Raw genomic sequence first — 22,778 nt, 5'->3', positions numbered from 1 at the left:
GAGCCGTGTCCGTACGACCGACCGTCAGCGGCCTGTCGGAGCCCAAGCAGCAGCGCAGCCGCGACTCGTTCGCGAAGGTGCGCGCCGCCGCGCTCGAACTCCTCCAGGAGCGCGGAACCGCGCAGTTCTCACTGGCCGAGGTGAGCGCCCGGGCCGATGTGTCGATCGGGGCGATCTACGGCCGGGTCGCCGGCAAGGCGGAACTGCTGCGCATCGTCCAGAGCCAGGAGTTCGATCGCCTCGACCGGGAGACCGAGGAGCAGGTCGGCGAGGCGGGGCGGGAAGCCCCGAGCTTCGCGAAAGCGACCGCGCAGATCGTCACCGCCTACGCGGACATCCTGCGGCGCGACCGCGACCTGTTGTCGCCCTTCTTCCTCCTCGGCGTGGACGACGGCGCGATCCTCGAGCGCGGACGCCAGTCCGGCGACGCGGGGCAAGCTGTCTTCGTCCGCGCGCTCCGCCGCTGCGCCGAGAACCACGGCGTCGCCCTCTCCGAGCGGACCGCGGAGTGGGCCTTCGAGATCTTCTACAGCCTGTGCGTGCGGTACCTCGGCCTCGGCGTCACCGCGACGGCGACCCCCGACGGGGCGTACGACTGGGACGAACTGCTCGAGCGCGTCGCGCACACGGTGTACCTGGTCATCGCCCCGGCCTGACCGCGACTCGGACGGCGATTCCGGATGCCGGAGCGCCGGTCGCCGCGCTCGGCTCGACCGGGACGATCAGTCGGCGTTCTGTCCGTGCTCCGGGTCCGCCGCGAACACCTCGGACGCGATCCGGAACGCCGTATTGGCCGCCGGGACGCCCGAGTAGATCGCGGACTGCAGGATCACCTCGCGGATCTCGTCGACCGTCAGGCCGTTGCGCAGGGCCGCGCGCAGGTGCATCGCGAGCTCCTCGTGGTGCCCGTGCGCGATGAGCGAGCTCAGTACCGCGACCGAACGCGAGCGCCGGTCGAGGCCCGGGCGCGACCAGATGTCCCCCCAGGCCACGCGCGTGATGAAGTCCTGCCAGTCGGCGGTGAGGTCGGTGGTCGCCGCCGTGGCGCGGTCGACGTGCGCGTCCGACAGCACGGCGCGGCGCACGGCCATCCCCTGGTCGTGACGTTCCTGGTCGGTGGCCATCAGGCGTCCTTTCGAGAGACGGATGCGAAGAACGAGCGCAACAGCGCCGCCACGGCCTCGGGTTGCTCGGCGGGCGGCAGGTGCCCGGCCTCCTCGATGCGCGCGGTGCGGCCGTCCCGGACGCCCTCGGCGATCTCGACCGCCTTCGTCTCGGGCGCGACGGCGTCGAACGCACCCCACGCCGCGAGCACCGGCACCGCGATGTCGCAGAGCACGGGACGCACGTCGTACGCGGCGAGCGCCTCGCAACAGCGCGCGTAGCTGTCGTCGTCGGCATCCTGCAGCGCGTGCAGCAGGCGGCCGGTCAGCTCGGGGCGACGCGCGATCGAGTCGGGGGCGAACCAGCGCTGCGCCGAGGCGATGATGAGGCTCGACGTGCTCTGCGCCCGGGCCTGCGCCGCCCGGTCGGCCCACGCGGAGGGGTCGCCGAGCTGGGCTCCGGATGCCACGATCGCGGCCGCCCGCACCCGATCGCCATGGCGACGGGCCAGTTCGAGCCCGGTGGCCCCGCCGAGGGAGACCCCGGCATAGAGGAACGTCTCGTCGGGGACGGCATCCGCCACGGCATCCGCGAGGTCGGCGACCGTGAAGCCCTCCCGAGCGAGCGGCCCCGCGCCGTGCCCCGGGAGATCCCACGCCGCGACGCGGTAGTCGTCGGCCAGCAGCGGAACGACGTCCTCCCAGAGGATGGTCGAGGTCCCGAGCGAGGGCCCCAGCACGACGAGCGGCGCGCCCTCGGGCCCGACCGGCTCGGTCAGCGAGATCAGCGACACCGCAGTCATTCGTGCACCCCGTATCCGTTGGCATCCGATCCCGTGCGGTCTCGGTCATCGCGTGCGGTCTCGGCGCCAGCGCCCGGCCCGCCGCCGCTGGGCCCGCCGCCGCCCCGCGCCAGCCGCGGCGCGAGGCCGACGTACGCACGCAGGTCGAGCAGCGCATCGACGTCCAGGCCCGCGGTCTCGGGCAGCGCCCGCAGCGCGAGAGCGAGGTCGTCGTCACCCGCGAGCAGCTCGGCGAAACGCTCCGCCCCGATCAACGGCACGAGCACGCCGCGCAACCGCTCGCTGACGAGGCGTCCTCGGGTCAGGTCGGCGTTGCGCTCCGCGGCGGACACGTTCACCCGCAGGTGCGCGGCGAGCGAGGCCGCGTGCCGCGTCGCCCCGAGCGCGAGCCGCACGAGCTCGCGCAGCGTCGGCCACTCGGCGTGCCAGGCCCCGTCCGGACGCTCGTCGACGGCGAGGGATGCCGCGAGGTGCAGCGTCGCCGCCAACTGCGGCGCACGCAGGGCGGCGGAGCGGATGAGCACCGCCTCCGCCGGATTCTGCTTCTGCGGCATGGCCGACGACCCGCCGCCCACGCCCTCTGACACCTCGCCGACCTCGGTGCGGCTGAGGGTCGCGACGTCGCCCGCGAACTTCCCCAGCGCGTCGAGCGCCTGCACGATCGCGTCACCGATCTCGGTGATGGGCCACCGGGTCACGTGCCACGGCGCGTCGGGGACGTCGAGCTCCGTCGCCCGGGCGAACGCCGCGGGCAGCGCCGCCGCCCTCTCCTCCGACCCGGTGATCTCGACGAACGAGGCGAGCGTGCCGCCGGCTCCGCCGAGCTGCGCGGGGTACTCGAGCGCATCGATGCGTTTCACCGCCCGCTCGATCCCGCGGGCCCACGTCGCCGCCCGCGCCCCGACGGTCGTGGGGACGGCGTGCTGGGTCAGGGTTCGCGCCGCCGCGACGTCGTCGGCGTGGGCCGCGGCGAGCTGCCGCGTCCACTGCCCCGCGATGTTCAGCGACGAGCGCACCTGTCCCATCGCGCGACGGACGACCATCATGAGCGCCGTGTCGAGGATGTCCTGGCTCGTCGCCCCGCGGTGGATCCACCCGCGGTGCTCGGCCGGCACCTGCGCTTTGAGCATGCCGACGAGGGGGATCACCGGGTTGCCCCCGCTCACCGACTCCGCGATGAGGCGGTCGACGTCGAGGCCGCGAGTGAGGTGGCTGTACTTCTCGTCGAGACCGAAGACGTGGTCGATGTCGCGGCGGGCCTCGCGCGGGGCGACGCCCACCTCCACGTACGCGGCCACGAGCGCACACTCGGCGCGCACGAGCTCGTTCAGCACGAACCCGTCCGACACGAACAGGTCGTGCCCGACGGTCACGGGCGAGAGCAGACCGAGGTCGATGTGCGGCAAGGGCTCAGAAGGCAAGGAAGACCGTCTCTTTCTCGCCCTGGAGCCGGATGTCGTGCGTGAGATCACCGCCGGGCGTACGCGTCGCGACGAGGCTAGCGCGCTCCTCCGACGTCAGCGTCGACAGCAGCGGATCGGCGGCGAGCGCCGCCTCGTCCCCGGGCACGTAGATCCGGGTGTGCAGCTTGTCGGGCAGCCCCCGGGCGAACACGATCGCCGCGTAGAAACCGGGTCGACCCTGGATGCCACCGGGCTCGCGCGTCCAGAACTCGAAGTGCCCCTCGTCGTCGGTGAACGCGCGCCCGAAGCCGGTGAACGTGTGGTCGTCGCGACGGAACGCGCCGCGCGCCCGCGGCACGGAGCCGTCGGCATCCGCCCCGAAGATCTCGACCAGCGCGTCGGGGACGGGAGCACCCGCCCCGTCGAACACGGTGCCGCCCAGCACGATCGCCCCCGGCGAGTGCGGGAAGACCACCTCGTGCTGCTTCGGGTACTCCAGGCCGTAGGCGAAGAAGGGACCGACGGTCTGCCCGGGGGTCGCGCGGTGGGTCTTGGCGGGGGCAACGCGCGCGGGCTCGGCCGCGGTGCTCGGCGGGATCATTCGTCGCCCTCCTGCTCGTCCTTCGACAGGCTCAGGAACCACGCCGTGCGTCGGTGTCGTCGTCATGTCACTCACCCTCCTGCTCGAAGTACGTGGCATCCGGACCGTCCACGACGATGTCGAAGCGGTATCCCGTCGCCCACTCGGGCGAGGTCAGGTCGTGGTCGTAGACGCCGACGAGGGCGTCGCGGTCCTTCTGCCGGTGGATGGTGTTGTAGATCGGGTCGAGCGCGAAGAGCGGGTCGCCCGGGAAGTACATCTGCGTCACGAGACGCTGCGTGAACGAGGAGCCGAACACCGAGAAGTGGATGTGCGCCGGCCGCCACGCGTTCCGGTGGTTCTTCCACGGGTAGGGACCGGGCTTGATCGTGGTGAAGCGGTACTCGCCGTTCTCGTTCGTCACCGTACGGCCCGCCCCGGTGAAGTTCGGGTCGAGCGGTGCGGGGTGCTGGTCGCGCTGGTGGATGTAGCGACCGGCCGCGTTCGCCTGCCAGATCTCGACCAGCTGGTTCGCCACGGGCCGACCCCACGAGTCGAGCAACCGCCCCTGCACGACCATGCGCTCCCCCAGCGGCTCTCCCGCGTGCTGCAGCGTGAGGTCGGACTCGATCGCGGCGACGTCGCGCTGCCCGAAAGCGGGCGAGAACAGCTCGATCGTCTCGGGATCGACGAGCTTCGGATTCTTCGTCGGATGGCGCAGCACGCTCGAGCGGTACGCGGGGAAGTCGTGGGCGGTCGCCGGAATCGGGTGGCCCGCGGCCTCGCGCGCATCGAGCTCGGCGTGACGCGCGCGGATCTCCTCGACGATCTGATCCTGCGTGGCCTGATCGGGAGCCGCGAGCAGTGTCTCGGGCGCGGCGGCGGGAGTGTTCGTCATGGGGTCTCCTTCGACCAGACCATCGTCCGGCATGACCGCCACGGACGGCCAATTCTTCCCGCTCAATGGGAATCGTGGCATCCTGAGCCCATGGCGAACTCCCCCTCGGGCGACTCGGTCACCGAACGGCTGGTCCGCATCCTCGAGACCTTCACCCCCACGCGCACCGCCCAGACCACCGCGGACATCGGCCGGCGCGCGGGGCTGCCGAGCTCGTCCGCCCACCGGATCGTGAACGAACTGGTGGATGCCGGCCTCCTCGAGCGCGACGAGGAGCGACGCGTGCGCGTGGGGATGCGCCTGTGGGAACTGGCGACGCGATCGTCGCACGCGCTCCGGCTGCGCCAAGCCGCCCTTCCGTACATGGAGCGCGTCCAGCAGCGCGTGCGCGAGCACACGCAGCTCGCGATCCTCGAGCACGACGAGGCGCTCTTCCTCGAGCGTCTCAGCGCCCCCGACTCCGGGGCCAACATCACGCGCGTGGCCGGACGCCTGCCGGTGCACGCCTCGTCATCGGGCCTGGTGCTGCTCGCCTTCGCGCCGCACGACCTGCAGGAGCGCGTCCTCGCGGGGCCGCTCGCCCGCGTGACGCCCGAGACGATCGTCGACCCGGCGGCGCTACGCCGCACCCTCGCCGAGATCCGGACGCTCGGCCGCGTGCTCGCGCCGGGGTACGTCGACGAAGTCTCCACCGGTGTCGCGGTTCCCGTCCGCGATGAGACCGGCGCCGTGATCGCGGCCCTCTCGGTCGTGCTCCCCCGTGACGCCGAGACCCAGTTCGCCCTCGTCGAGCTGCACCGCTCCGCCCGCGACACGGAGCGCGCCCTCGGCTACCGCCGCTGACCCCGCCCGCCTGCGCCGCAGGGAGCCCGCGCGGCATCCCGATCAATGGGAATACTCCGGCCGGTTGAGCGCGGGGCGGGCAGCATCGGAGTCAGCACCGTCGAAGGAGACGCCATGACCACCACCGTTCGCACCCGTGTCGCCATCGTCGGCGCCGGCCCCGCCGGCCTCCTGCTGTCCCACCTGCTCGATCGGGCGGGCATCGACTCCGTCGTCATCGACCAGCGCTCGCGCGACGAGATCGAGAGCACGATCCGTGCCGGCATCCTGGAACAGGGCACCGTCGAGCTGCTCGACACGATCGGCGAGGCGTCGCGCGCGCGCACCGTCGGGCACCGCCACGACGGCATCGAGCTGCGTTTCGAGGGCGAGGGGCACCGCATCGACTTCGCCGAGACGGTCGGCCGGGCGGTGTGGCTGTACCCGCAGCACGAGGTGCTGAAAGACCTCATCGCCGCGCGCCTCGCGGCGGGCCAGGACCTGCGCTTCGGCATCACCGCGGAAGGCATCGAGAACGGCGATCGCCCGCGCGTGATCGCCCGCGATGCGGAGGGGAACCCCCTCGAGATCGAGGCGGACTTCGTCGTCGGCTCCGACGGCTCGCGCAGCGTCGCCCGCGCCGCCGTGACCGGATCGAGCACGGGCGGGTACTTCCGCGAGTATCCGTTCGCCTGGTTCGGCATCCTGTGCGAAGCCCCGCCGTCGAGCGACGAGCTCATCTACAGCAACTCCCCCGACGGCTTCGCGCTCGTCAGCCAGCGCTCCGACACCGTGCAGCGCATGTACTTCCAGTGCGACCCCGACACCGACACCGCCGCCTACAGCGAGGAGCAGCTCTGGGACGAGCTGCAGAAGCGCGTGCCGGGCACGACGTTGAAGCAGGGCCCCATCTTCCAGCGCGACGTGCTGCGCTTCCGCAGCTTCGTCGCGCACGAGCTGCGCCGCGGCCGGGTCGCCCTCGTCGGCGACGCGGCGCACACAGTGCCTCCGACGGGCGCGAAGGGCATGAACCTCGCGATCGCCGACGTCCGCCTCCTCGCCGCCGCCCTCGAGGCGCTGCTGCTCGAGCACGACGAGCGCCTGCTCGACGCGTACCCCGAGACCGCGAGCCGCCGCATCTGGAAGGCGCAGCACTTCTCGTGGTGGATGACGAGCCTGCTCCACGTGGCTCCGGATGCCACCGACTTCGACCGCCGCCGCCAGCTCGGCGAGCTGCGCACCGTCGTGGAGTCCGAACACGGCCGCGCCTACCTCGCCGAGGCGTACTGCGGCTGGCCCTTCGACGCCTGACCGGCTCCCGCCGCGCGCCCCCTGGCGCCCCACCCGGCGCGCACGCTCCCGCCCCCTCTCGAGTGTCCAAGACACCCGGACCGAAATCGAAATCGTCCGGGTGTTCTGGACACTCAACCGACCCGGCCCGGCCCAAACCGGCCCAAACCGGCCCGACCCGACTCGGCCCGGCCCGACCCGACCCGACCCGACCCGGGACACGGGAGCGCGCCGCCCGAGCAGGAACGCGAGCGCCGGGATGCCGGCATCCGGGCACCCCGCCCTGTTGGGTGTCCACAACACCCGGACCGAAGCCGAAAACGTCCGGGTGTCCTGGACACTCAACGCACGTTCCCCCGCACACGACCGCGGCGCCCGGACCGAGGCCCGAGCGCCGCGTGAAGCCCGTGAGGCTCAGTCCTTCTTGTCGCGCGGCTTCGGGAACGGGCTCGGCACCACCGGCACCGTCCCCGTGTACCCCTCGCGCTCGGCGGCGAGCTCGGCGATGCGCTTGCGGCACGCGAACCATCCCGCCGTGATCAGCAGGCTCGCAACGATCGCGACGACGAGCGTCGCGGGAGAGTCGATGAACACCAGCACCAGCACGATCGCGAGGAAAACCAGCGTCGCGTAGCCCGTGTACGGCGCCCAGAACAGCCGGAACTTCGGGCGCACCAGCTCCCCCCGATCGGTCAGGCGCTTGAACTTCATCTGGCAGAGCATGATGGTCGCCCAGGTGACCAGGATGCCGACCGCGGCGACGTTCAGGACGGTCTCGAACGCGTCGCTCGGGTTGACGTAGTTGATGACGACGCCGAGCAGCGCCACGACCGCGGTGATCGCGATGCCGCCGTAGGGGACGCCCGCCTTGTTCATCCGGGACGCGAACTTCGGAGCCGATCCGGCGACCGCCATCGAGCGCAGGATGCGGCCGGTGGAGTACAGTCCCGCGTTCAGCGACGACAGCGCCGCGGTGAGCACGACGAGGTTCATGATGACGTCGACGCCCGGCACCCCGATCGAGCCGAAGAAGGTCACGAACGGGCTCTCGTCCTTCGAGTAAGCGGTGAACGGCAGCAGCAGGGCGAGCAGCAGCACCGAGCCGACGTAGAAGATCGCGACGCGGAAGATGACCGAGTTGATCGCGCGCGGCATGACCTTCTCGGGGTCCTTCGTCTCGCCGGCGGCGGTGCCGACGAGCTCGATGGACGCGTAGGCGAACACCACGCCCTGCATCAGGATGATCGCGGGCAGGATGCCGTTGGGGAAGAATCCGCCGTTGTCGGCGATGAGCGAGAACCCGGTGGGCGCTCCCGTGGGCGTGCCGAAGATGACGAAGTAGATGCCCACGAGCAGGAACGCGACCAGGGCGGTGACCTTGATGAGGGCGAACCAGAACTCCAGCTCGCCGAACACCTTCACCGACACGAGGTTGACCGCGAGCACCGTCACGAGCGCGGCGAGCGCCCACGCCCACTGCGGCACGGCGGCGATCCACGGCACGTACTTCCCGAAGAAGTTCATGTAGAGCGCGGCAGCGGTGATGTCGACCATCGTCGTGGTCGCCCAGTTGATCCAGTAGAACCAGCCCGAGACGAACGCGGCCTTCTCGCCGAAGAACTCGCGGGCGTACGAGACGAACGAGCCCGAGGTCGGCCGGTGCAGCACGAGCTCGCCGAGAGCCCGCAGGATGAAGAACGCGAAGAGGCCGCACACGGCGTACGAGATGACGATCGACGGGCCGGCCTCGGCCAGGCGTCCACCCGCTCCGAGGAAGAGCCCGGTGCCGATCGCACCGCCGATGGCGATCATCTGCACCTGACGCGACGTCAGCCGCTTGTGGTAGCCGGCGTCCTCGAGCTGAACGGTCGAGGTGTGGATCTGCTCGGCAGCGTCGCCGGAGCGGGGGGTGGAGTCGGTCACGTACCCATCATTCGTTTCACGCAGCCCCTGTCCAGCAAGCGCGCCGCGAGTCGGGATTCCGGATGCCGCCGCCTACAGCCACTTCTTGATCTTGAACGTCAGCCACAGACCGGCGGAGACGACCACCATCAGCACCAGCGCCATGGGGTAGCCGAACTCCCAGTCCAGCTCGGGCATGTTCTTGAAGTTCATGCCGTAGATGCCGCCGATCAGCGAGGGCCCGAAGAGGATCGCCGCCCATCCCGAGATCTTCTTCACCTGCTCGTTCTGCTCGAGCGACGTCTCGGTCTGCCTCTGCGTCACGAGCGTCGCGTTGACGGTGAGGGCGTTGTCGAGGATCGATCGCATCGACGTGAGCTTGTCGCACTGCCGCAGGACGTGGTCGAGCACGTCGCGCAGCGACCGCTGCAGTTCGATGTCGACGCCGTACTTCTCCGCTCCGCGCAGCAGCGCCTGGAGCATGTCGCGCAACGGCTCCGTGGCCCGCTGGAAGTGGATGACCTCGCGAGCGAGTTCGTAGATGCGCTGAGTCAGCTCGGTCCCGCCCGTGCCGAAGAGCTGATCCTCGATCTCGTCCACGTCGTTCTGCAGTCCGCGGGCGACGGGGTCGTACTGGTCGACGACCTCGTCGAGGATCGCGTAGAGCACCGCTTCGGGTCCGCGCGCCAGCAGCTCGGGCTGTTCTTCGAGGCGGTGCCGCACCCGCGCGAGGTCGGGCACCTCGGCGTGGCGCACGGTGACGACGTAGTCCCGGCCCACGAACACGTGCAGCTCGCCGAACTCCACCGTCTCGGTCTCGTCGATGTAGCGCGCGGGACGCAGGACCGCGAAGAGGTTGCCGCCGTATCGCTCGAGCTTCGCCCGCTGGTGCCCGGCCAGCGCGTCTTCGACCGCGAGGGGATGCAGCGAGAACTCGGCCGCGACGCGCTCGAGCTCCTCCGGTGAGGGCCGGAGGAGGCCGATCCACGCCATTCCCCCGTGCGCCTCCATGTACTCGAAGGTCTGGTCGAGGCTCGCGGGATTCTCGATGCGATGGCCGTCGACGTACACGGCGCTGTCGATGATGGGCATGTATCAGTTCTACGCCCGCCAGGTGGACGGACGATGACGCCGACGATGCGGTCCCCGCGGTGGGGCACCCGTGGGCACGAGATTCACAGCGGCGCCATAACGAACAGTCGCGGCGGGCCGGTCAGCCGACGGGCTCGCTCAACGGCTCATCCGGATCGGATCCCAGATGCCGAGACCCCGGCGCGCGTCGGGCGGCGGCCCTCACCGCGCCGATGCTCGCCGAGATGACCAGGGCGATGCCGCCGACCTCGAGCCACGAGAGGCGCTGGCCGAGGAGGAGGAAGCCGGCGGTCGACGCCGTCGCCGGACCGAGGCTCATGAGGATGGCGAACGCCGAGGCGGGGAGCCGGCGCAGGGCGATGAGTTCGAGAGCGTAGGGCACCGTCGACGACAGCACGGCGACCGCGGCACCCAAGGCCAGGATGTCGATGCGGACCAGCACCGCCCCCGCCTGCACGATGCCGAACGGGAGCGCGATCGCCGCGCCGATCGCCATGGCCAAGGCCAGGCCGTCCAGGCGCGGGAACGCGCGTCCGACTCGCGCCGACGCGAGGATGTACAGCGCCCAGCTCACCGCCGCCCCCAGGGCGAACGCCACCCCGAGCGGGTCGAGCCGTTCCCATCCACCCGCGCCCAGCGCCACGACGCCGGCGAGGGCGAGCCCCGCCCAGAGCCAGCGCGCGAGGCCTGTCGCCGTGAGGATCGAGAGAGTGAGCGGACCGAGGACCTCGATGGTCACGGTGACGCCGAGCGGAAGCCGCTCGAGCGCGAGGTAGAACAGGCCGTTCATCGTCGCGAGGACGAGTCCGAACGCCACGACCGCGCGCCAGTCCGCCGCCGCGTGACCGCGCACCCGTGGGCGGGCGATGAGCAGGAGCAGCAGCGCCGAGAACACCAGGCGCAGCATGACGATGCCGAGCGGCCCCGTCTGGGGGAACAGCATCACGGCGAACGACGCGCCGACCTCTTGGCAGGCCAGACCGATCAGGACCAGCGCCGCCGCCGACTGCGGGCCGCCGGGCGCCTTCATTCCCGGGTCACGGGACCGGGCAGATCGCGTTGCCGACGATGCCGTCGCGCATCTGCTGCGCCGTCCACGGCAGTCCCGCCTCGGGAGCGGTCTGTCCGGACGCCGCGGGGGCCTTCGAGGCGATCGCGGCGAGCTCCCAGGCGAGCCAGGCGGCCGTCTTCTGGTTGCCCGCGGAGTTGTTCAGCACCACCGAGACCGCCATTCCGGTCTGGGGGTCGGCGAACGAGCCCACCATGTAGCCCGCCGTCGCGCCGAACTGTCCGATGAGAGAGCCGGCCTGGTACGCGCCGCCGGCCGCCGTGAACCACGTCGGGTCGTCGGGGCTGACCGGCAGGGGCGACGAGAATCGGTCGCTCTCCGCGGGCAGCAGCGAACCCGCGGCGAGCGCCTGCGTGTAGCGCCCGAGATCGGTGATGTCGGTCACCGCGCCGGAGGCGGCTCCGCCGAAGCTCGCCGAGACCACCGTGACGTCCTGCGGCTGGTCGCAGGTCCATCCGCCCTCGGGGATCTGCTGCGAGCGGAACCCCTCCAGGGCCGAGGAGGAGGGCGCGGCGGCGGCCGATCCCGGCAGCGTCGTGTCGGAGAGGCCGAGCGGTGCGGCGACACGCTCGCGGATGAGATCCGACAGCGATTCTCCGGTCGCGCGCTCGACGGCGAGCCCGGCGACCAGGTAGTTGGTGTCCGAGTCGGCGAACGCGGCTCCGGGTGCGTTGCGTCGCGGGCTCGAGATCCCGTAGGCGAGCAGCTCGCGCGGGTTCCACGCGCGGTCAGGATTGTTCAGTTCGACGCCCTGGAGCACCGACGAGTACGAGCCGAGCCCCGAGGTGCCGTTGCAGAGCATCCGCAGAGTGATGTCGTCATAGCCGGGGAGGTTGCTGACCCATGTCGTGACGGGGTCGTCGAGCTTGACGGTGCCATCGGCGGCGAGGTCGTAGAGCACGTCGCACGTCATCGCGCCGGTCACGTCCGCCGCGCGGAAGTCGAGGTCCGCGCTGACCTCCGCCCCACCGGGCCCCTGCGTCCCGAGACCCGACACCCACGTCCCACTCCAGGGCACCCAGACACCCACGATGGCCCCGCTCGATCCCGTCGCGGCCATGGCCGTGGTGACAGCATCCCGCAGTTCGGTGACGGTCTGGTCGGCCAACGGAGCGTCGACCTGTGCCGGAAGGTCGACCGCGACCGTGCTCTCCGGGGTGCACCCGCTCAGGATGACGGCGAGGACACCCGCACCGGCGATCGCGGCCGCCGCAGATCGACGCCATGTCCCCATACCGAAAACCCCCTGGAATCCGCGCACGACGAATCACGCGCTCCAAGATTCAAACACACGCCACCTGGGGGAAACCGCCGCTTGCGCTCCGGGGGCGTCACGTCTCCATCACATCTCCCCGAAGAACGCGACAGCGAGCGACCCCGGCGTGAAACCACAGGAAATCAGGGGTTAGGTTGACCTAACCTTGTGCGTATGATGGCTCCATGAACGCCGTCGTCCCGTTCTCCGCCGCTCTCCACGAGCGCGCCAGCAGCGCCCACTCCCCGCGCGAGTGCGACGGCTTCATGGCCGACCTCCTGAACGGCACGGGCTCGCGCGACGACTACATCGCCCTCATCGCGCAGCACTGGTTCATCTACGAAGCGCTCGAGACCGCCGCCGCGCGCATGCGCCACGACCCCGTGGCATCCGTGTTCCTCAGCGACAAGCTCACGCGCCTGCCCGCCCTGGAGGCCGACCTCGCGTTCCTCCTCGGGCCCGAGTGGCGCGCGCAGATCTCGGCGCTCCCCACGACGCAGGCGTACGTGTCGCGCATCCGTCGCGTCGCCGCCACGTGGCCCGGCGGCTTCGTCGCGCACCACTACACGCGCTACCTCGGCGACTTGTCCGGCGGGCCGTTCATCGGCCGCCTCATGCAGCGTCGCTTCGGGTTCGACACGAACGGGATCGGGTTCTTCCTCTTCGGCGACATCGCCGACCCGAGGGCCTTCAAGAACGTCTACCGCGAGCAGCTGGACGCCGTCCCGTGGGACGACGACGAGAAGGCGCGCGTCATCGACGAGGTGCTCGTCGCCTACCGGTTCAACACCGAGCTGTTCGCGGACCTCGCCCGCGCGAAGGCGTCTCAGGTCGCCTGAGCCTCGTCGCCCTCTCGGCGTCCGAGCCACGCCTGCTTCATGAAGCGGCGGACGTCCTCGTCGACGCGGATGTCGCTCGGCCGCAGCGGCCGTGACAGGTACAGACCGTCGAGAGAGGTCAGGCGGCTGAGGGCCACGTAGGTCTGTCCGGGAGCGAACGCCCCCGCCCCCAGGTCGACGACCGCACGATCGTACGTCTTGCCCTGAGACTTGTGGATCGTCACGGCCCACGCGAGGCGGAGCGGGAACTGCGTGAACTCGGCGACGATCTCGCGGGAGAGGTTCTTCGTGCCCGGGTCGTACGCGTAGCGGTACCTCTCCCAGACGGCCGGCTCGACATCGTGCTGAATGCCGTCGACCTCGACGCGCACGCTGTCGCCCGCGATGCGCGTCACCGTGCCGATCGTGCCGTTGACCCACCGCGGCGCCTCGCCGAACTGCGCCGCGTCGTTGCGGAGGAACATCACCTGCGCGCCGACCTTCAGCGTGAGCTCCATCTCGGCCGGGTAGTTCGCCTCACCGCGCCCGAAGTCGCCGGAGATCTCGGCGTTGGCCGTCTGCGTCCGCCCGATGAGCTCGTCGAGGTGGCGCCGGTTGATGCTGTTCACGCGGTCGTTGCGGGTGGCGAGCGTGATGATCGGGTGCTCGCCGTCGGCCGGATGCGGGGGTGTGCGGGCTCCGGCGGTGTTCAGGATGCCGGCCATCTCGGCCGTCACGCGCCCGTACCGCACCGCGTTGAGGAGCGTCTTGAACCCCGGGTCGGACTGCCGATGGATCTCGACGAGCTCGTTCACGTGGAGATCGGCCCCGTGGCGTCCGATGTCGATGAGCCCGTCGCTCGCCGCCTCGCCCGACCACACCTTGGCGTCGAAGAACCAGAACGAGCGGTAATGATCGCGGATGTAGCGCGCCTCGTCGCCGCGCGGAGGCACGGGAGCGAGCTGGTACGGATCACCGAACATGACGATCTGGGTGCCGCCGAACGGCTCGGCGCGCCGGCCGCGCGCCTGACGGAGCGAGCGGTCGATGGCATCCATCAGGTCGGCGTTCACCATCGAGATCTCGTCGATCACGAGGGTGTCGATCGCGTTGAGGATCTTCCGCGTCGCGTCGTTCTGGTCGATGTCGCCGTTCGCGATGAGCCCGATCGGGAGGCGGAACAGCGAGTGGATCGTCTGCCCCTCGACGTTCAGGGCCGCGACCCCCGTCGGCGCGCACACGGCGATCTGCTTCTGCGTGTTCCACGCCAGGTGCTGCAGGAGCGTCGACTTGCCCGTCCCCGCGCGCCCGGTCACGAAGACGTGCTCGCGGGTGTCCTCGATCAGCCGGAACAGCGCCTGCTGCTCGGCGGAAAGGGGCGGGGTGGTCACCGATTCATGCTAGTTCGCGGGGACATCGCACGTCGGCTCGGTGTGGACGAGCAGCCACCGCGCCTCTCCGGAGAGCACATCGGCGACGTGGCTGCGGAAACGCGGGCACTGCGTGATGTCGTGCGCGCGGCAGCGCAGCGCGTGCTCGGTCATCGCCCGCGCCTGCGCGATGTCGGCGGCACGCCGCTCGAGCTCGGCGATGTGCTCCTCGAGCACGCGATGCCGGTCGGGTGCCCCCTTGTCGAGGAGCACGCGGATCTGCTCGAGCGACAGGCCCGCCGCCTTGTTGCGCAGGATGATCGCGATCCGGACGCTGTCGTCGTCCGAGTAGCGGCGTCGGCCGGCGGCATCCCGATCCGGATGCAGAAGACCCTCGTCCTCCCAGTACCGCAGCACGTGCGTGTCGAGGCCGAACTGCGCGGCGGCGTCTCCGATTGACGCCCCACCGGGGGTCAGCACGAGGTCACTTCGCTCGTAGGGAGAGGCTCACGAGAGCTCCGCGGGCCCGCCCAGAGGGGCATCGTCTCCCACCCCTCGGGGACGCCAAGGGAGGAGACCGCAACCGGTCCGGCTGCGGGAAACTCGCTCAAGAGGCGCGCGAGCTCGGCACCCCAGGACGACTCCGGGTCAACGGCGAGCAGGAGATACTGCGCCACAGCCAACGCGCTGTAAAGCCCGTACTCCTTCGGCAGGGCGCTGTCGCTGAGATGGGCGAGAAGAGGTACTCGCGAGGGCGCAGGCCGCTTGGGCGCGGTCACGAGCTTGCGGTTGTAGAGACGTGCATGGTGCGCCGCGACGTTCCGCACGTAGTTGAGGGTTGCCAACCAACTGAGGAAGAGCTTCTTCGTCGGAACCCCATAGGCGTCCGCGATGGCTTGCGACAAGCGTGTGTTGAGGCCCCGATAGAGCGTCACGAGCTGCCCCAATTCGAGGATCTCCGTCAGTGCCCAGATCGGCATCTCGTTTGCATACTTCTCGCGGAAATGCTGCACGAAGTTCTCACTCGACCGACTCTGCCGTTCGGCCACCTTCACGAGCCACACGTCGTGCTTGCTCAGGGAGAGCTCCGGCGGGAGCAACGTCGCGATGGTCCTGTCGGCCGCATGCTCGGGCCGCCTGGTGAACTCAGGCATGAACGTCTGTGCATCGCGATGAGCGAAGGCGGAGACTTCACCCAGGACGTAACCGACCCTCATTCGCAGAGACACCTCTATCCGTTCCAGGGCATCGAGGACGAGGAGACGGAGCCGTCGGTCGAAGTCGATCAGCGCCGCCGCGTGGGACACATGGGTTCCGGGGAGATAACCGATCGCCGGGTCGACCGCACGGAACGGATGGAGGTATCCGGTCAGGCGGTAGTAGCCCACCTCGCACAGCAGGCGTTCCGCCCGTGCTCGATCGCCGATGTCGATGCCGCGACGCTCCAGCCGGTCGATCTGGTCGCCCAACGGCAGCCATGGTTTGCCGTACCGCATCAATCCCCGCAAAAGAAAATCAGCCCGAGCCGTGAGGCGAGCGGGCTGATCGTGATGCCGTGACGATACCACGCCCAACCCCACCTCGGGTAGTGAGGTTCGATCATATGTCCAGGACCCCCTCCGTTTCGGGCCTGCGGCCCCGCCCGCTACGTGCGCAGATTTGTACGAAGCAGAGGCCCTTGACTTCATGTCGACATGAAGTCACACGATGGATCCGAACGCAAGCGGAAGGAGTTCATCGTGTACGACGCGATCATCATCGGGGGCGGCCCCGCAGGCCTCCAGGCGGCTCTCACCCTCGGGCGCATGCATCGGAAGGCACTGCTCCTCGACTCGGGCGCCTACCGCAACGGGACGGTCCCCCACGCCCACAACCTGCTGACCAACGACGGACGCGACCCCGCGGAGCTCCGCCGCCTCGCGCGCGCCGAGATCGCCGCCTACGAGACGGTCGAGATCCAGGATGCCGTCGCCGCCGAGGTCGCGCGGACCGACTCCGCTCTGGTGGTGACGGTCGACGGAGTTCCGCTGAGTACGACCGCCGTGATCCTCGCGACGGGGCTCGCGGACGACCTGCCGCCCATCCCCGGCCTCGGCGAGCGCTGGGGCGACCGCGTGGCGAACTGCCCGTTCTGCCACGGCCACGAGTTCGCGGGGCAGCGCGTCGCGGTACTCAACGCCGGCGACCACGCGGCGATGCTCGCGGCGATGCTGGAGCCCGTGGCATCCGAGGTGCTCGTCATCGACCCGGAAGGCGTGCGGGACGTGGGCGACGCGGCCACCGGGCTGCGACTGCACCTCGACGACGGCACGACCGAGGACGTCGCCGGGGCGTTCGTGGCGCCGACGTCGCGACAGCGCGCACCCTTCGCCGACCAGCTCGGCCTCGAACGGCAGGAATCGGGGGCGGTCCGCGTCGACCCCTTCGGCCGGACGAGCGTCGAGGGCGTCTACGCCGTCGGCGACATGGCCCACCCCGATCACCTCCCGGGGCCGATGGCGTCGCTCGCGGCGGCGATCGCGGCCGGGCAGCTCGCGGCCGTGGCCGTCGTGCAGGCGGACGCACAGGTGCGGGCGGCGAGCCCTTCCTAGACTGGGGGTGTGGACAACGCAGGCGGGGGCCCCGCGACGCCCGAGGGTGTCCGCTCCGCGCGCCCGCGGCTCGCGCTCGAACTGACCGCCCTCGGCGTGGTCGGGGTGCTGCTGTTCCTCGCCCTCGCCGCCGGCGCCGGTGCCCTGTATCGCGATCTCTACAGCCCGAGCGCCTTCGTGCGGCACTACCTCGAGCTGCTCGAGGACCATCGTGCCGCGGAAGCCCTCGCCGTTCCCGGAGTCGCGATCGACGCCGCCGACCTCGAGGCGGCGGGTCTGCCGGCGACCGCCTCCGAGGCGCTCCTGCGTCCTGATGCCCTGAGCGTCCTGAGCGATGCCGAGGTCGTCGACGAGCAGACCGACGGCGACCTCACGCGGGTCAGCGTGACCTACCGCGCCGGCGGTCACGACGGTCGTACGACGTTCGCGGTCCAGAGCGACGCGTCCGGCAGCCTGCTGCCCCGGTGGCGTTTCGCCACGAGCCCGCTCGCGGTGGTCGACCTGTCGGTGCGCGGCTCGATGCGCTTCTCGGTCAACGGATTCGAGATCGACAAGAGGCAGGTCTCGGTCGATCAGGCGGATGCCGACCCCTCGGCCGCCGTTCCCCTGTTGGTGTTCTCACCCGGTCTGTACTCCGTGTCGGTCGACACCCCGATCTCGGCGACCCCGGGTGTCGCCGTGCTGGCCGACGCTCCGTTGACCGGCATCCCCGTCGACGTGCAGGCGGAGCCGACCGACGAGTTCGTCTCGGTCGTGCAGCAGCGCGTCGAGGACTTCCTCACCACCTGCGCCGAGCAGAAGGTCCTGCAACCGACCGGGTGTCCCTTCGGCTATACGGTCCGCAACCGCATCGACGGTGCACCGTCGTGGTCGATCGCCCAGCAGCCGAAAGTGACGGTCGTCCCGGACGGCGCGGGCTGGCGGATCCCCACCACCGAGGCGGTCGCGCACATCGACGTCGACATCCGCTCGATCTTCGACGGCTCCCTCCGCAAGGTCGATGAGGACGTGCCGTTCGCCGTCGACGGCAAGATCACGGTGCTCCCCGACGGCACGGCATCCATCCTCGTCAGTGGAGGCGCCCGCGCCGACTGAGGCCCCGCGCCTCCGTCGGAGCCGGAGCGGCCGCGTCAGCCTCGACGGGCCGCGTCGCGCTCGGCCACGCGGGCGTCGCGCGCCGCGAGCCGCGCGAGCTCTTCGTTGTAGGCGTCGAGCTCGACGTCGCCGACGCGATCGACGTGCCGGTCGCGCCGACGCTGCTGGCGCTCGTCGCTGCGGCTCCACTGGATCGCGACGGCGATCGCGAGGATGAGGGTCGGGATCTCGCCGACCGACCACGCCACGCCGCCGCCGACGTACTGGTCTTGGAGTGGAGTCGCTCCCCAGGTGCGGCCCATCGCCCCGAACCACTCGGCCACCATCAGACCGGAGTTCATCATGATCGCGATACCGAAGAACGCGTGCATCGCCATGATCGCGATGAGCACGAGAAGGCGCATCGGATACGGCAGGCGGTAGGGCACCGGGTCGATCCCGATGAGGCTCAGCACGAAGAGATAGCCCGTGACGAGGAAGTGCGCGACCATCCAGATGTGGCCGAGGTGGTCGTACAGCGACCAGCGGAAGAGATCGGTGTAGTAGAACGCCCAGAGCGAGCCGATGAACAGCCCCGCGGCGACGTAGGGGTTCGTGAGCACCTTCGCGACCGGGTTGTGCACGGCCCAGAGGATCCACTCGCGTCCGCCGCGCGTGCCGTCGTCGCGCTTGCGGATCGCGCGGGCGGCGAGGGTCACGGGCGCTCCCGACACGAGCATGAGCGGGATCGCCATCGACAGCAGCATGTGCCCGATCATGTGCATGCTGAACAGGTAGTCCTGGTAGACGTTCACCGGACCCGAGGTGATCCAGAACACCGCGAGCATGCCGAGGCACCAGAGCACTGTGCGGGAGATCGGCCAGCCGTCGCCGCGGCGGTGCAGTCGCCACACCCCGGCGAGGTAGAAGAAGAGGCCGAACGCCACGACGAAGGCCCAGAGCAGATCGATGTCCCAGCTGGTGAACCAGCGCTCGATGGTCAGCTCGGGCGGCAGCGGCGACCCCGTGAGGATCTCCGCCGGCGTCTGCCCGACCAGCGGCGGGGCGATCGGCGGGGGCGTCCGGGCCAGGGCGGCCGCGGCTCCGCTCGCGACACCCATGAACACGAGTTCGAGCACGATGATCGCCCAGAAGCGCCTCGAGCCCTGCTCGTCCGCCATGCGCGCGATGAGCCGGCGCCGGTACCAGGCTCCCAGGACGCCCATCGCGAGCAGCGCTCCGACCTTGACCAGGACCAGGATGCCGTACGGCGAGAGGAGATTATCCCAGCCCAGCAGACCGATCGAGGCGCGCACCGTGCCCGAGACGGCGACGACGACGAACGCCGCGAGAGCGAGGGAGGAGTAGCGCAGCAGCACGGTCTGCAGCTGGGTCCGCGACATCGCCGGCCGCACGACGACGAGCAGCACGAGGCCGCCCAGCCACACGGCGGCAGCGATGATGTGCAGCACCAGCGACGTCACGGCGGCCGTGTGGCTCGCCTCCGTGCCGGCGTGACCCTGCGTGCCCATCGGCACGAGGGCGGCGAGCGCCAGGATCGCCACGATCATGGTCGGCACCCACGAGCGCACGGCGAAGGTCAGCACCGTGAGCACCGCCCCGGCGATCGTGGTGATCAACCACGCGGGGCCGATCTCGCTCTCGACGAGGAAGCGTCCGAGCTGCTGGCCGAACAGAGGGTCGAGGGTCGGCTTCGCATTGATGATGTTGAGGAACGTCAGGTATCCGGTCGTCGCCGAGGCGACCGTGAAGATCGCGGCGCCGATCGAGGCGGTGTCGAGGGCGAGTTCGAAGGGACGCTCCCCGGCCTCGAGGGCGAACAGCGCCAGCACGAGGGAGCCGACCATCGTGGCCGCCGACAGGTTGACGACGAGCGTCGCGAGCGGGAGCCCCCACCGCACGACGGGGCCGGGGTCGGCCAGCAGCGGCTGAGCAGCACCCCCGCCGAACGCCAGGCCCACGACGACGGCGATCAGCGAGACCACGACGAGGATGACGGGTCCCGCCACGCGGAGGGCACGGGCGTTCACCCACCCAGACTACGTCGGCGAACACGGGGGAGGATGCCCCGGCGCCTCGACCCCGTCGACGTCGAGCAAACAGGTGCGGAAAAGGACAGAGGGGGATGCCTCGGCATCCCCCTCTGTCGCGGTACGGCGTCGTCTTACTTGACGGCAGCCTTCAGCTTCGAGCCCGCGGTGACCTTGACGCGCTTGCCGGCGGGGATCGAGATCTCCTCACCGGTCTGCGGGTTGCGACCCGTGCGAGCGGACGTGGCGACCTGCTCGAAGGCGATCCAGCCGGGGATCGAGACCTTGCTGCCCTTGGCGACCGCCTCGGAGACGGTGGAGAAGAGGGAGTCGAGCACGCCCGACACGGCGGACTGGCTCTGCCCGGTCGCGCTGGCGATGCTCGCGACGAGCTCGGTCTTGGTGATGGACTTGTCAGCCATGTGGTTGTCCTCCAGGCGACGATGCCGTCGCCTCTCGTTACATCGGACGAGGAGGAATTCTCCTCGGTGGTCGGGAGACCGCCTCGACAGTATCAACCGAACCGCGGAATTACGGGGATTTTGAGGCTTTTCCTCGTCGAAGGACCCGGCGTGTCGCGCGAAACAGGGCCGTTGCCGGGTTCGCACGGCGACAGAGAGGGGCGTCCTGGCTCCGACCGGCGAGCGCCGTGGGCGAAGCGGCACGCTACGGCGGGTGAGTATGAGCATGAATCACGGCGGTAATGCGCCGTCGCGCGGTGATCGGACACGCGCGACATTTCGTATGTTTAGGACTCACGGGTTAGGCGCGACGCACCGGTGAAGGCCCCCGGGTGAATCAGACGGACTCTGCCGCGGAAGGGGGTGGGATGCCGAGCACGCAGACCTCCATCGACGCCCGTGCCGCCTTCCACGCCGCCGTGGTGACCACGGCCGCTCGCCTGGCACCCGGCCACGGTACTCCCGAGCAGCGTCATCTCGCCCTCCTCGCCGAAGCGCAACCGCCGCCGGCGCCGCGTATCTGGACGGACACGACGGCGTTGACTCTGGCCGCGGTCTTGGCCTCGCGGTCGCGCCGCGACGCTCTCTCCGAGGGTCTCGGCCTCATCGAGCGCTACTTCGACGACACCCGGCTCACCCGCGCCGCCAACATCTCCAGCGGCGCGCGAGCCCAGCTGCTCGCCGCCGCGGGTGAGTACTGCTGCGCCCTGGGGTGGCCGCAGATCGGTGCGCGGTACGGAGCCGAGGCGCTCCTCTTCGCCGACACCGACGCGATCCGCTACCGCGCGCACTGCGTCCTCGCCCTGGGGCACGCGTTGAACGGCGAGTACGAGAGCAGCGAGAGCGACATGACGGAGGCGAAGGCGCTCTTCGAGGCCCACGGGTGGCCGATCGAAGAGACCGACTACCTCATCCTGCTGGCCGAGTCGCTGGTCGCGTCCGCGCGGCTGCAGCCGAATCGGCTGGCGGAGGTCTCGCGAGACCTCCGCGAGGCACGCCCCGGCGACCCCTACTGGGAGTACTCCGCGCGCGCCATCGACGTCATGCGGGGCCTTCTCGAGCGGGACTACTCCGGCGCGCTCGCCGAGATCTGGCGGCTCGCGTATGGATCACCGCGTCACCGGAGTCATCGCATGATCCGCGACTTCCTGACGTGCATCCGCTCCGACATCCTCGTGGCGCGGGGCGAATACGCCGAGGCGCTCGCCGTCCTTTCGGCGGCGGAGACCCCGCCGGGCCACGGGGTCTGCTTCCACATGCAGCGCGCCGCGTGCCTCCTGCTGCTCGGGCGAGAGCGCGAACTGCTCGCCGAGACGGAGGGGTGCGTCGCCGACGAGACCGATCATTGCCTGCGGACCCTGACACCCACTCTGTTGCGTCGCGCGATCGCCTTCGCCCGGGTGGGAAGCGCACGCCGCGCCGAGCAGAGCATGGAGGCCGCCCTGCTGTTGATCTCGCAGACCGGCGGGTCGATCACGCCGTTCATCATGCTCCCCCTCGACGAGACGTTGGCCCTCTTCGACGTGGTGGTGAGCACGCGGCCCGAGCTGGCTCCGCTCGCCGCCGGCATCGGAGAGTTCCTGCCCGCCGTCGCCGCCCCGGCGCTTCCCGTCGGCGAGGTCGTCGGATTCACCCCGGCCGAGCGCGAGCTGGCCATTCTGCTGTCCTCCGAGCTCCCCCTCACGGACATCGCGCGCGAGCGTGGCGTGTCCCTCAACACGGTCAAGAGCCAGGTGCGCTCCATCTACGGCAAGCTCGGCGTGAACGGGCGCGCGGAGGCCGTCGAAGAACTGCTCAAGCGCGGGTTCTGACGCCTCCGAGCGGTCGGGAGGAACGCCGAAGGGCGGGGCTCCTCTCGGAACCCCGCCCTTCGTTCGTGTGTCTGGTGCTTACCAGGACGACTTGGTCACACCGGGCAGCTCGCCACGGTGGGCCATGTCACGGAAGCGGACGCGCGAGACGCCGAACTTCGTGAGGACACCGCGGGGGCGGCCGTCGATGACGTCGCGGCTGCGCACGCGCGCGGGCGACGCGTTGCGGGGGAGCTTCTGCAGTCCCACGCGGGCGGCCTCGCGGGCCTCGTCGGTGGCGGTCGGGTCGACCAGGGTCTTCTTCAGCTCGGCGCGCTTCGCGGCGTAGCGCTCGACGACGACCTTGCGCTGCTCGTTGCGCGCGATCTTGCTCTTCTTAGCCATG

The 22,778-nt window shown here is 70.4% G+C and carries 22 protein-coding genes; 7 read left to right on the top strand and 15 right to left on the bottom strand.

Translation table 11 applies throughout. From position 1 onward, the window contains the following. Positions 1 to 5: 5 nt before the first annotated feature. A complete protein-coding gene (locus tag MTES_RS19535) occupies positions 6 to 656 on the top strand; it encodes a TetR/AcrR family transcriptional regulator (protein ID WP_013584797.1) in 651 nt (216 codons plus the stop codon). A gap of 66 nt (positions 657 to 722) precedes the next feature. Here MTES_RS19535 and pcaC read toward each other — a convergent pair whose 3' ends face one another. The 5 genes from pcaC to pcaH form a co-directional block, all read right to left on the bottom strand. Then, positions 723 to 1,124: a 4-carboxymuconolactone decarboxylase gene (pcaC, locus tag MTES_RS08315; RefSeq protein ID WP_013584796.1), complete on the bottom strand. Its 402-nt coding sequence runs from the start codon at positions 1,122 to 1,124 to the stop codon at positions 723 to 725. Further along, positions 1,124 to 1,906, bottom strand: coding sequence for an alpha/beta fold hydrolase (locus MTES_RS08310; protein WP_013584795.1), 783 nt, complete (start codon positions 1,904 to 1,906; stop codon positions 1,124 to 1,126). Before MTES_RS08310 ends, pcaC begins: the two co-directional genes overlap by 1 nt. Then, complete coding sequence (locus MTES_RS08305; protein WP_013584794.1) at positions 1,903 to 3,327, bottom strand: lyase family protein; 1,425 nt, start codon at positions 3,325 to 3,327, stop codon at positions 1,903 to 1,905. The genes MTES_RS08310 and MTES_RS08305 overlap by 4 nt, the downstream gene beginning before the upstream one ends. After that, the gene (pcaG, locus tag MTES_RS08300; protein WP_013584793.1) at positions 3,317 to 3,910 is read right to left on the bottom strand and encodes a protocatechuate 3,4-dioxygenase subunit alpha; all 594 of its coding nucleotides are present in this window, start codon (positions 3,908 to 3,910) and stop codon (positions 3,317 to 3,319) included. Before pcaG ends, MTES_RS08305 begins: the two co-directional genes overlap by 11 nt. 67 nt (positions 3,911 to 3,977) lie before the next feature. After that, entirely contained in the window at positions 3,978 to 4,787 is an 810-nt protein-coding gene (gene pcaH / locus MTES_RS08295; RefSeq protein WP_013584792.1) for a protocatechuate 3,4-dioxygenase subunit beta, read from the bottom strand. Between the two features lie 90 nt (positions 4,788 to 4,877). Here pcaH and MTES_RS08290 point away from each other — a divergent pair, with 90 nt between their 5' ends. Then, a complete protein-coding gene (locus tag MTES_RS08290; protein ID WP_013584791.1) occupies positions 4,878 to 5,630 on the top strand; it encodes an IclR family transcriptional regulator in 753 nt (250 codons plus the stop codon). Between the two features lie 114 nt (positions 5,631 to 5,744). Further along, positions 5,745 to 6,920, top strand: a complete 1,176-nt coding sequence (locus MTES_RS08285) for a 4-hydroxybenzoate 3-monooxygenase (protein ID WP_013584790.1) — start codon at positions 5,745 to 5,747, stop codon at positions 6,918 to 6,920. A 393-nt stretch (positions 6,921 to 7,313) separates the two neighbouring features. On the opposite strand, the gene MTES_RS08280 is transcribed toward MTES_RS08285, so the two are convergent. The 4 genes from MTES_RS08280 to MTES_RS08265 form a co-directional block, all read right to left on the bottom strand. Further along, positions 7,314 to 8,822 (bottom strand): amino acid permease, encoded by a 1,509-nt coding sequence (locus MTES_RS08280; protein ID WP_013584789.1) that lies wholly within the window; start codon positions 8,820 to 8,822, stop codon positions 7,314 to 7,316. A 72-nt stretch (positions 8,823 to 8,894) separates the two neighbouring features. After that, positions 8,895 to 9,893, bottom strand: coding sequence for a magnesium/cobalt transporter CorA (gene corA / locus MTES_RS08275; RefSeq protein ID WP_013584788.1), 999 nt, complete (start codon positions 9,891 to 9,893; stop codon positions 8,895 to 8,897). Positions 9,894 to 10,014: 121 nt separating this feature from the next. Continuing rightward, positions 10,015 to 10,923 carry an EamA family transporter gene (locus tag MTES_RS08270; RefSeq protein ID WP_013584787.1) on the bottom strand — a complete coding sequence of 303 codons (909 nt, stop codon included), beginning with the start codon at positions 10,921 to 10,923 and terminating at the stop codon, positions 10,015 to 10,017. Between the two features lie 7 nt (positions 10,924 to 10,930). Further along, the gene (locus tag MTES_RS08265) at positions 10,931 to 12,196 is read right to left on the bottom strand and encodes a serine hydrolase domain-containing protein (RefSeq protein ID WP_043361222.1); all 1,266 of its coding nucleotides are present in this window, start codon (positions 12,194 to 12,196) and stop codon (positions 10,931 to 10,933) included. A 206-nt stretch (positions 12,197 to 12,402) separates the two neighbouring features. On the opposite strand from MTES_RS08265, the gene MTES_RS08260 reads away from it, so the two are divergent. After that, positions 12,403 to 13,056: a heme oxygenase (biliverdin-producing) gene (locus MTES_RS08260; protein ID WP_013584785.1), complete on the top strand. Its 654-nt coding sequence runs from the start codon at positions 12,403 to 12,405 to the stop codon at positions 13,054 to 13,056. Here MTES_RS08260 and MTES_RS08255 read toward each other — a convergent pair. The 3 genes from MTES_RS08255 to MTES_RS08245 are packed head-to-tail and all read right to left on the bottom strand — an operon-like array spanning position 13,044 to position 15,874. Next, positions 13,044 to 14,426: an ATP-dependent DNA helicase gene (locus tag MTES_RS08255; protein WP_013584784.1), complete on the bottom strand. Its 1,383-nt coding sequence runs from the start codon at positions 14,424 to 14,426 to the stop codon at positions 13,044 to 13,046. The genes MTES_RS08260 and MTES_RS08255 overlap by 13 nt on opposite strands. A gap of 9 nt (positions 14,427 to 14,435) precedes the next feature. Continuing rightward, the gene (locus MTES_RS08250; RefSeq protein WP_013584783.1) at positions 14,436 to 14,885 is read right to left on the bottom strand and encodes a MerR family transcriptional regulator; all 450 of its coding nucleotides are present in this window, start codon (positions 14,883 to 14,885) and stop codon (positions 14,436 to 14,438) included. After that, positions 14,879 to 15,874 carry an Abi family protein gene (locus MTES_RS08245; RefSeq protein WP_231848164.1) on the bottom strand — a complete coding sequence of 332 codons (996 nt, stop codon included), beginning with the start codon at positions 15,872 to 15,874 and terminating at the stop codon, positions 14,879 to 14,881. Before MTES_RS08245 ends, MTES_RS08250 begins: the two co-directional genes overlap by 7 nt. Positions 15,875 to 16,099: 225 nt before the next feature. Between MTES_RS08245 and MTES_RS08240 the strand changes: the two genes are divergently transcribed. Together MTES_RS08240 and MTES_RS08235 are read left to right on the top strand one after the other, a co-directional pair. Then, positions 16,100 to 16,996 carry an NAD(P)/FAD-dependent oxidoreductase gene (locus MTES_RS08240; RefSeq protein WP_231848163.1) on the top strand — a complete coding sequence of 299 codons (897 nt, stop codon included), beginning with the start codon at positions 16,100 to 16,102 and terminating at the stop codon, positions 16,994 to 16,996. A gap of 9 nt (positions 16,997 to 17,005) precedes the next feature. Next, positions 17,006 to 18,091 carry a hypothetical protein gene (locus tag MTES_RS08235; protein WP_013584780.1) on the top strand — a complete coding sequence of 362 codons (1,086 nt, stop codon included), beginning with the start codon at positions 17,006 to 17,008 and terminating at the stop codon, positions 18,089 to 18,091. A gap of 35 nt (positions 18,092 to 18,126) precedes the next feature. Here MTES_RS08235 and MTES_RS08230 read toward each other — a convergent pair whose 3' ends face one another. Then, the gene (locus tag MTES_RS08230) at positions 18,127 to 20,121 is read right to left on the bottom strand and encodes a cytochrome c oxidase assembly protein (RefSeq protein ID WP_013584779.1); all 1,995 of its coding nucleotides are present in this window, start codon (positions 20,119 to 20,121) and stop codon (positions 18,127 to 18,129) included. Between the two features lie 134 nt (positions 20,122 to 20,255). After that, positions 20,256 to 20,543, bottom strand: a complete 288-nt coding sequence (locus MTES_RS08225; RefSeq protein ID WP_013584778.1) for an HU family DNA-binding protein — start codon at positions 20,541 to 20,543, stop codon at positions 20,256 to 20,258. Positions 20,544 to 20,950: 407 nt separating this feature from the next. On the opposite strand from MTES_RS08225, the gene MTES_RS19850 reads away from it, so the two are divergent. Then, a complete protein-coding gene (locus tag MTES_RS19850; RefSeq protein WP_013584777.1) occupies positions 20,951 to 22,393 on the top strand; it encodes a helix-turn-helix transcriptional regulator in 1,443 nt (480 codons plus the stop codon). A gap of 78 nt (positions 22,394 to 22,471) precedes the next feature. On the opposite strand, the gene rpsN is transcribed toward MTES_RS19850, so the two are convergent. After that, positions 22,472 to 22,777 carry a 30S ribosomal protein S14 gene (gene rpsN, locus MTES_RS08215; protein ID WP_013584776.1) on the bottom strand — a complete coding sequence of 102 codons (306 nt, stop codon included), beginning with the start codon at positions 22,775 to 22,777 and terminating at the stop codon, positions 22,472 to 22,474. Between the last annotated feature and the right edge of the window lies 1 nt (position 22,778).

Source organism: Microbacterium testaceum StLB037, from assembly GCF_000202635.1.
In the GTDB taxonomy this organism is placed as follows: Bacteria; Actinomycetota; Actinomycetes; order Actinomycetales; family Microbacteriaceae; genus Microbacterium; species Microbacterium testaceum_F.
This window is presented reverse-complemented; position numbering and strand designations above follow the sequence as displayed.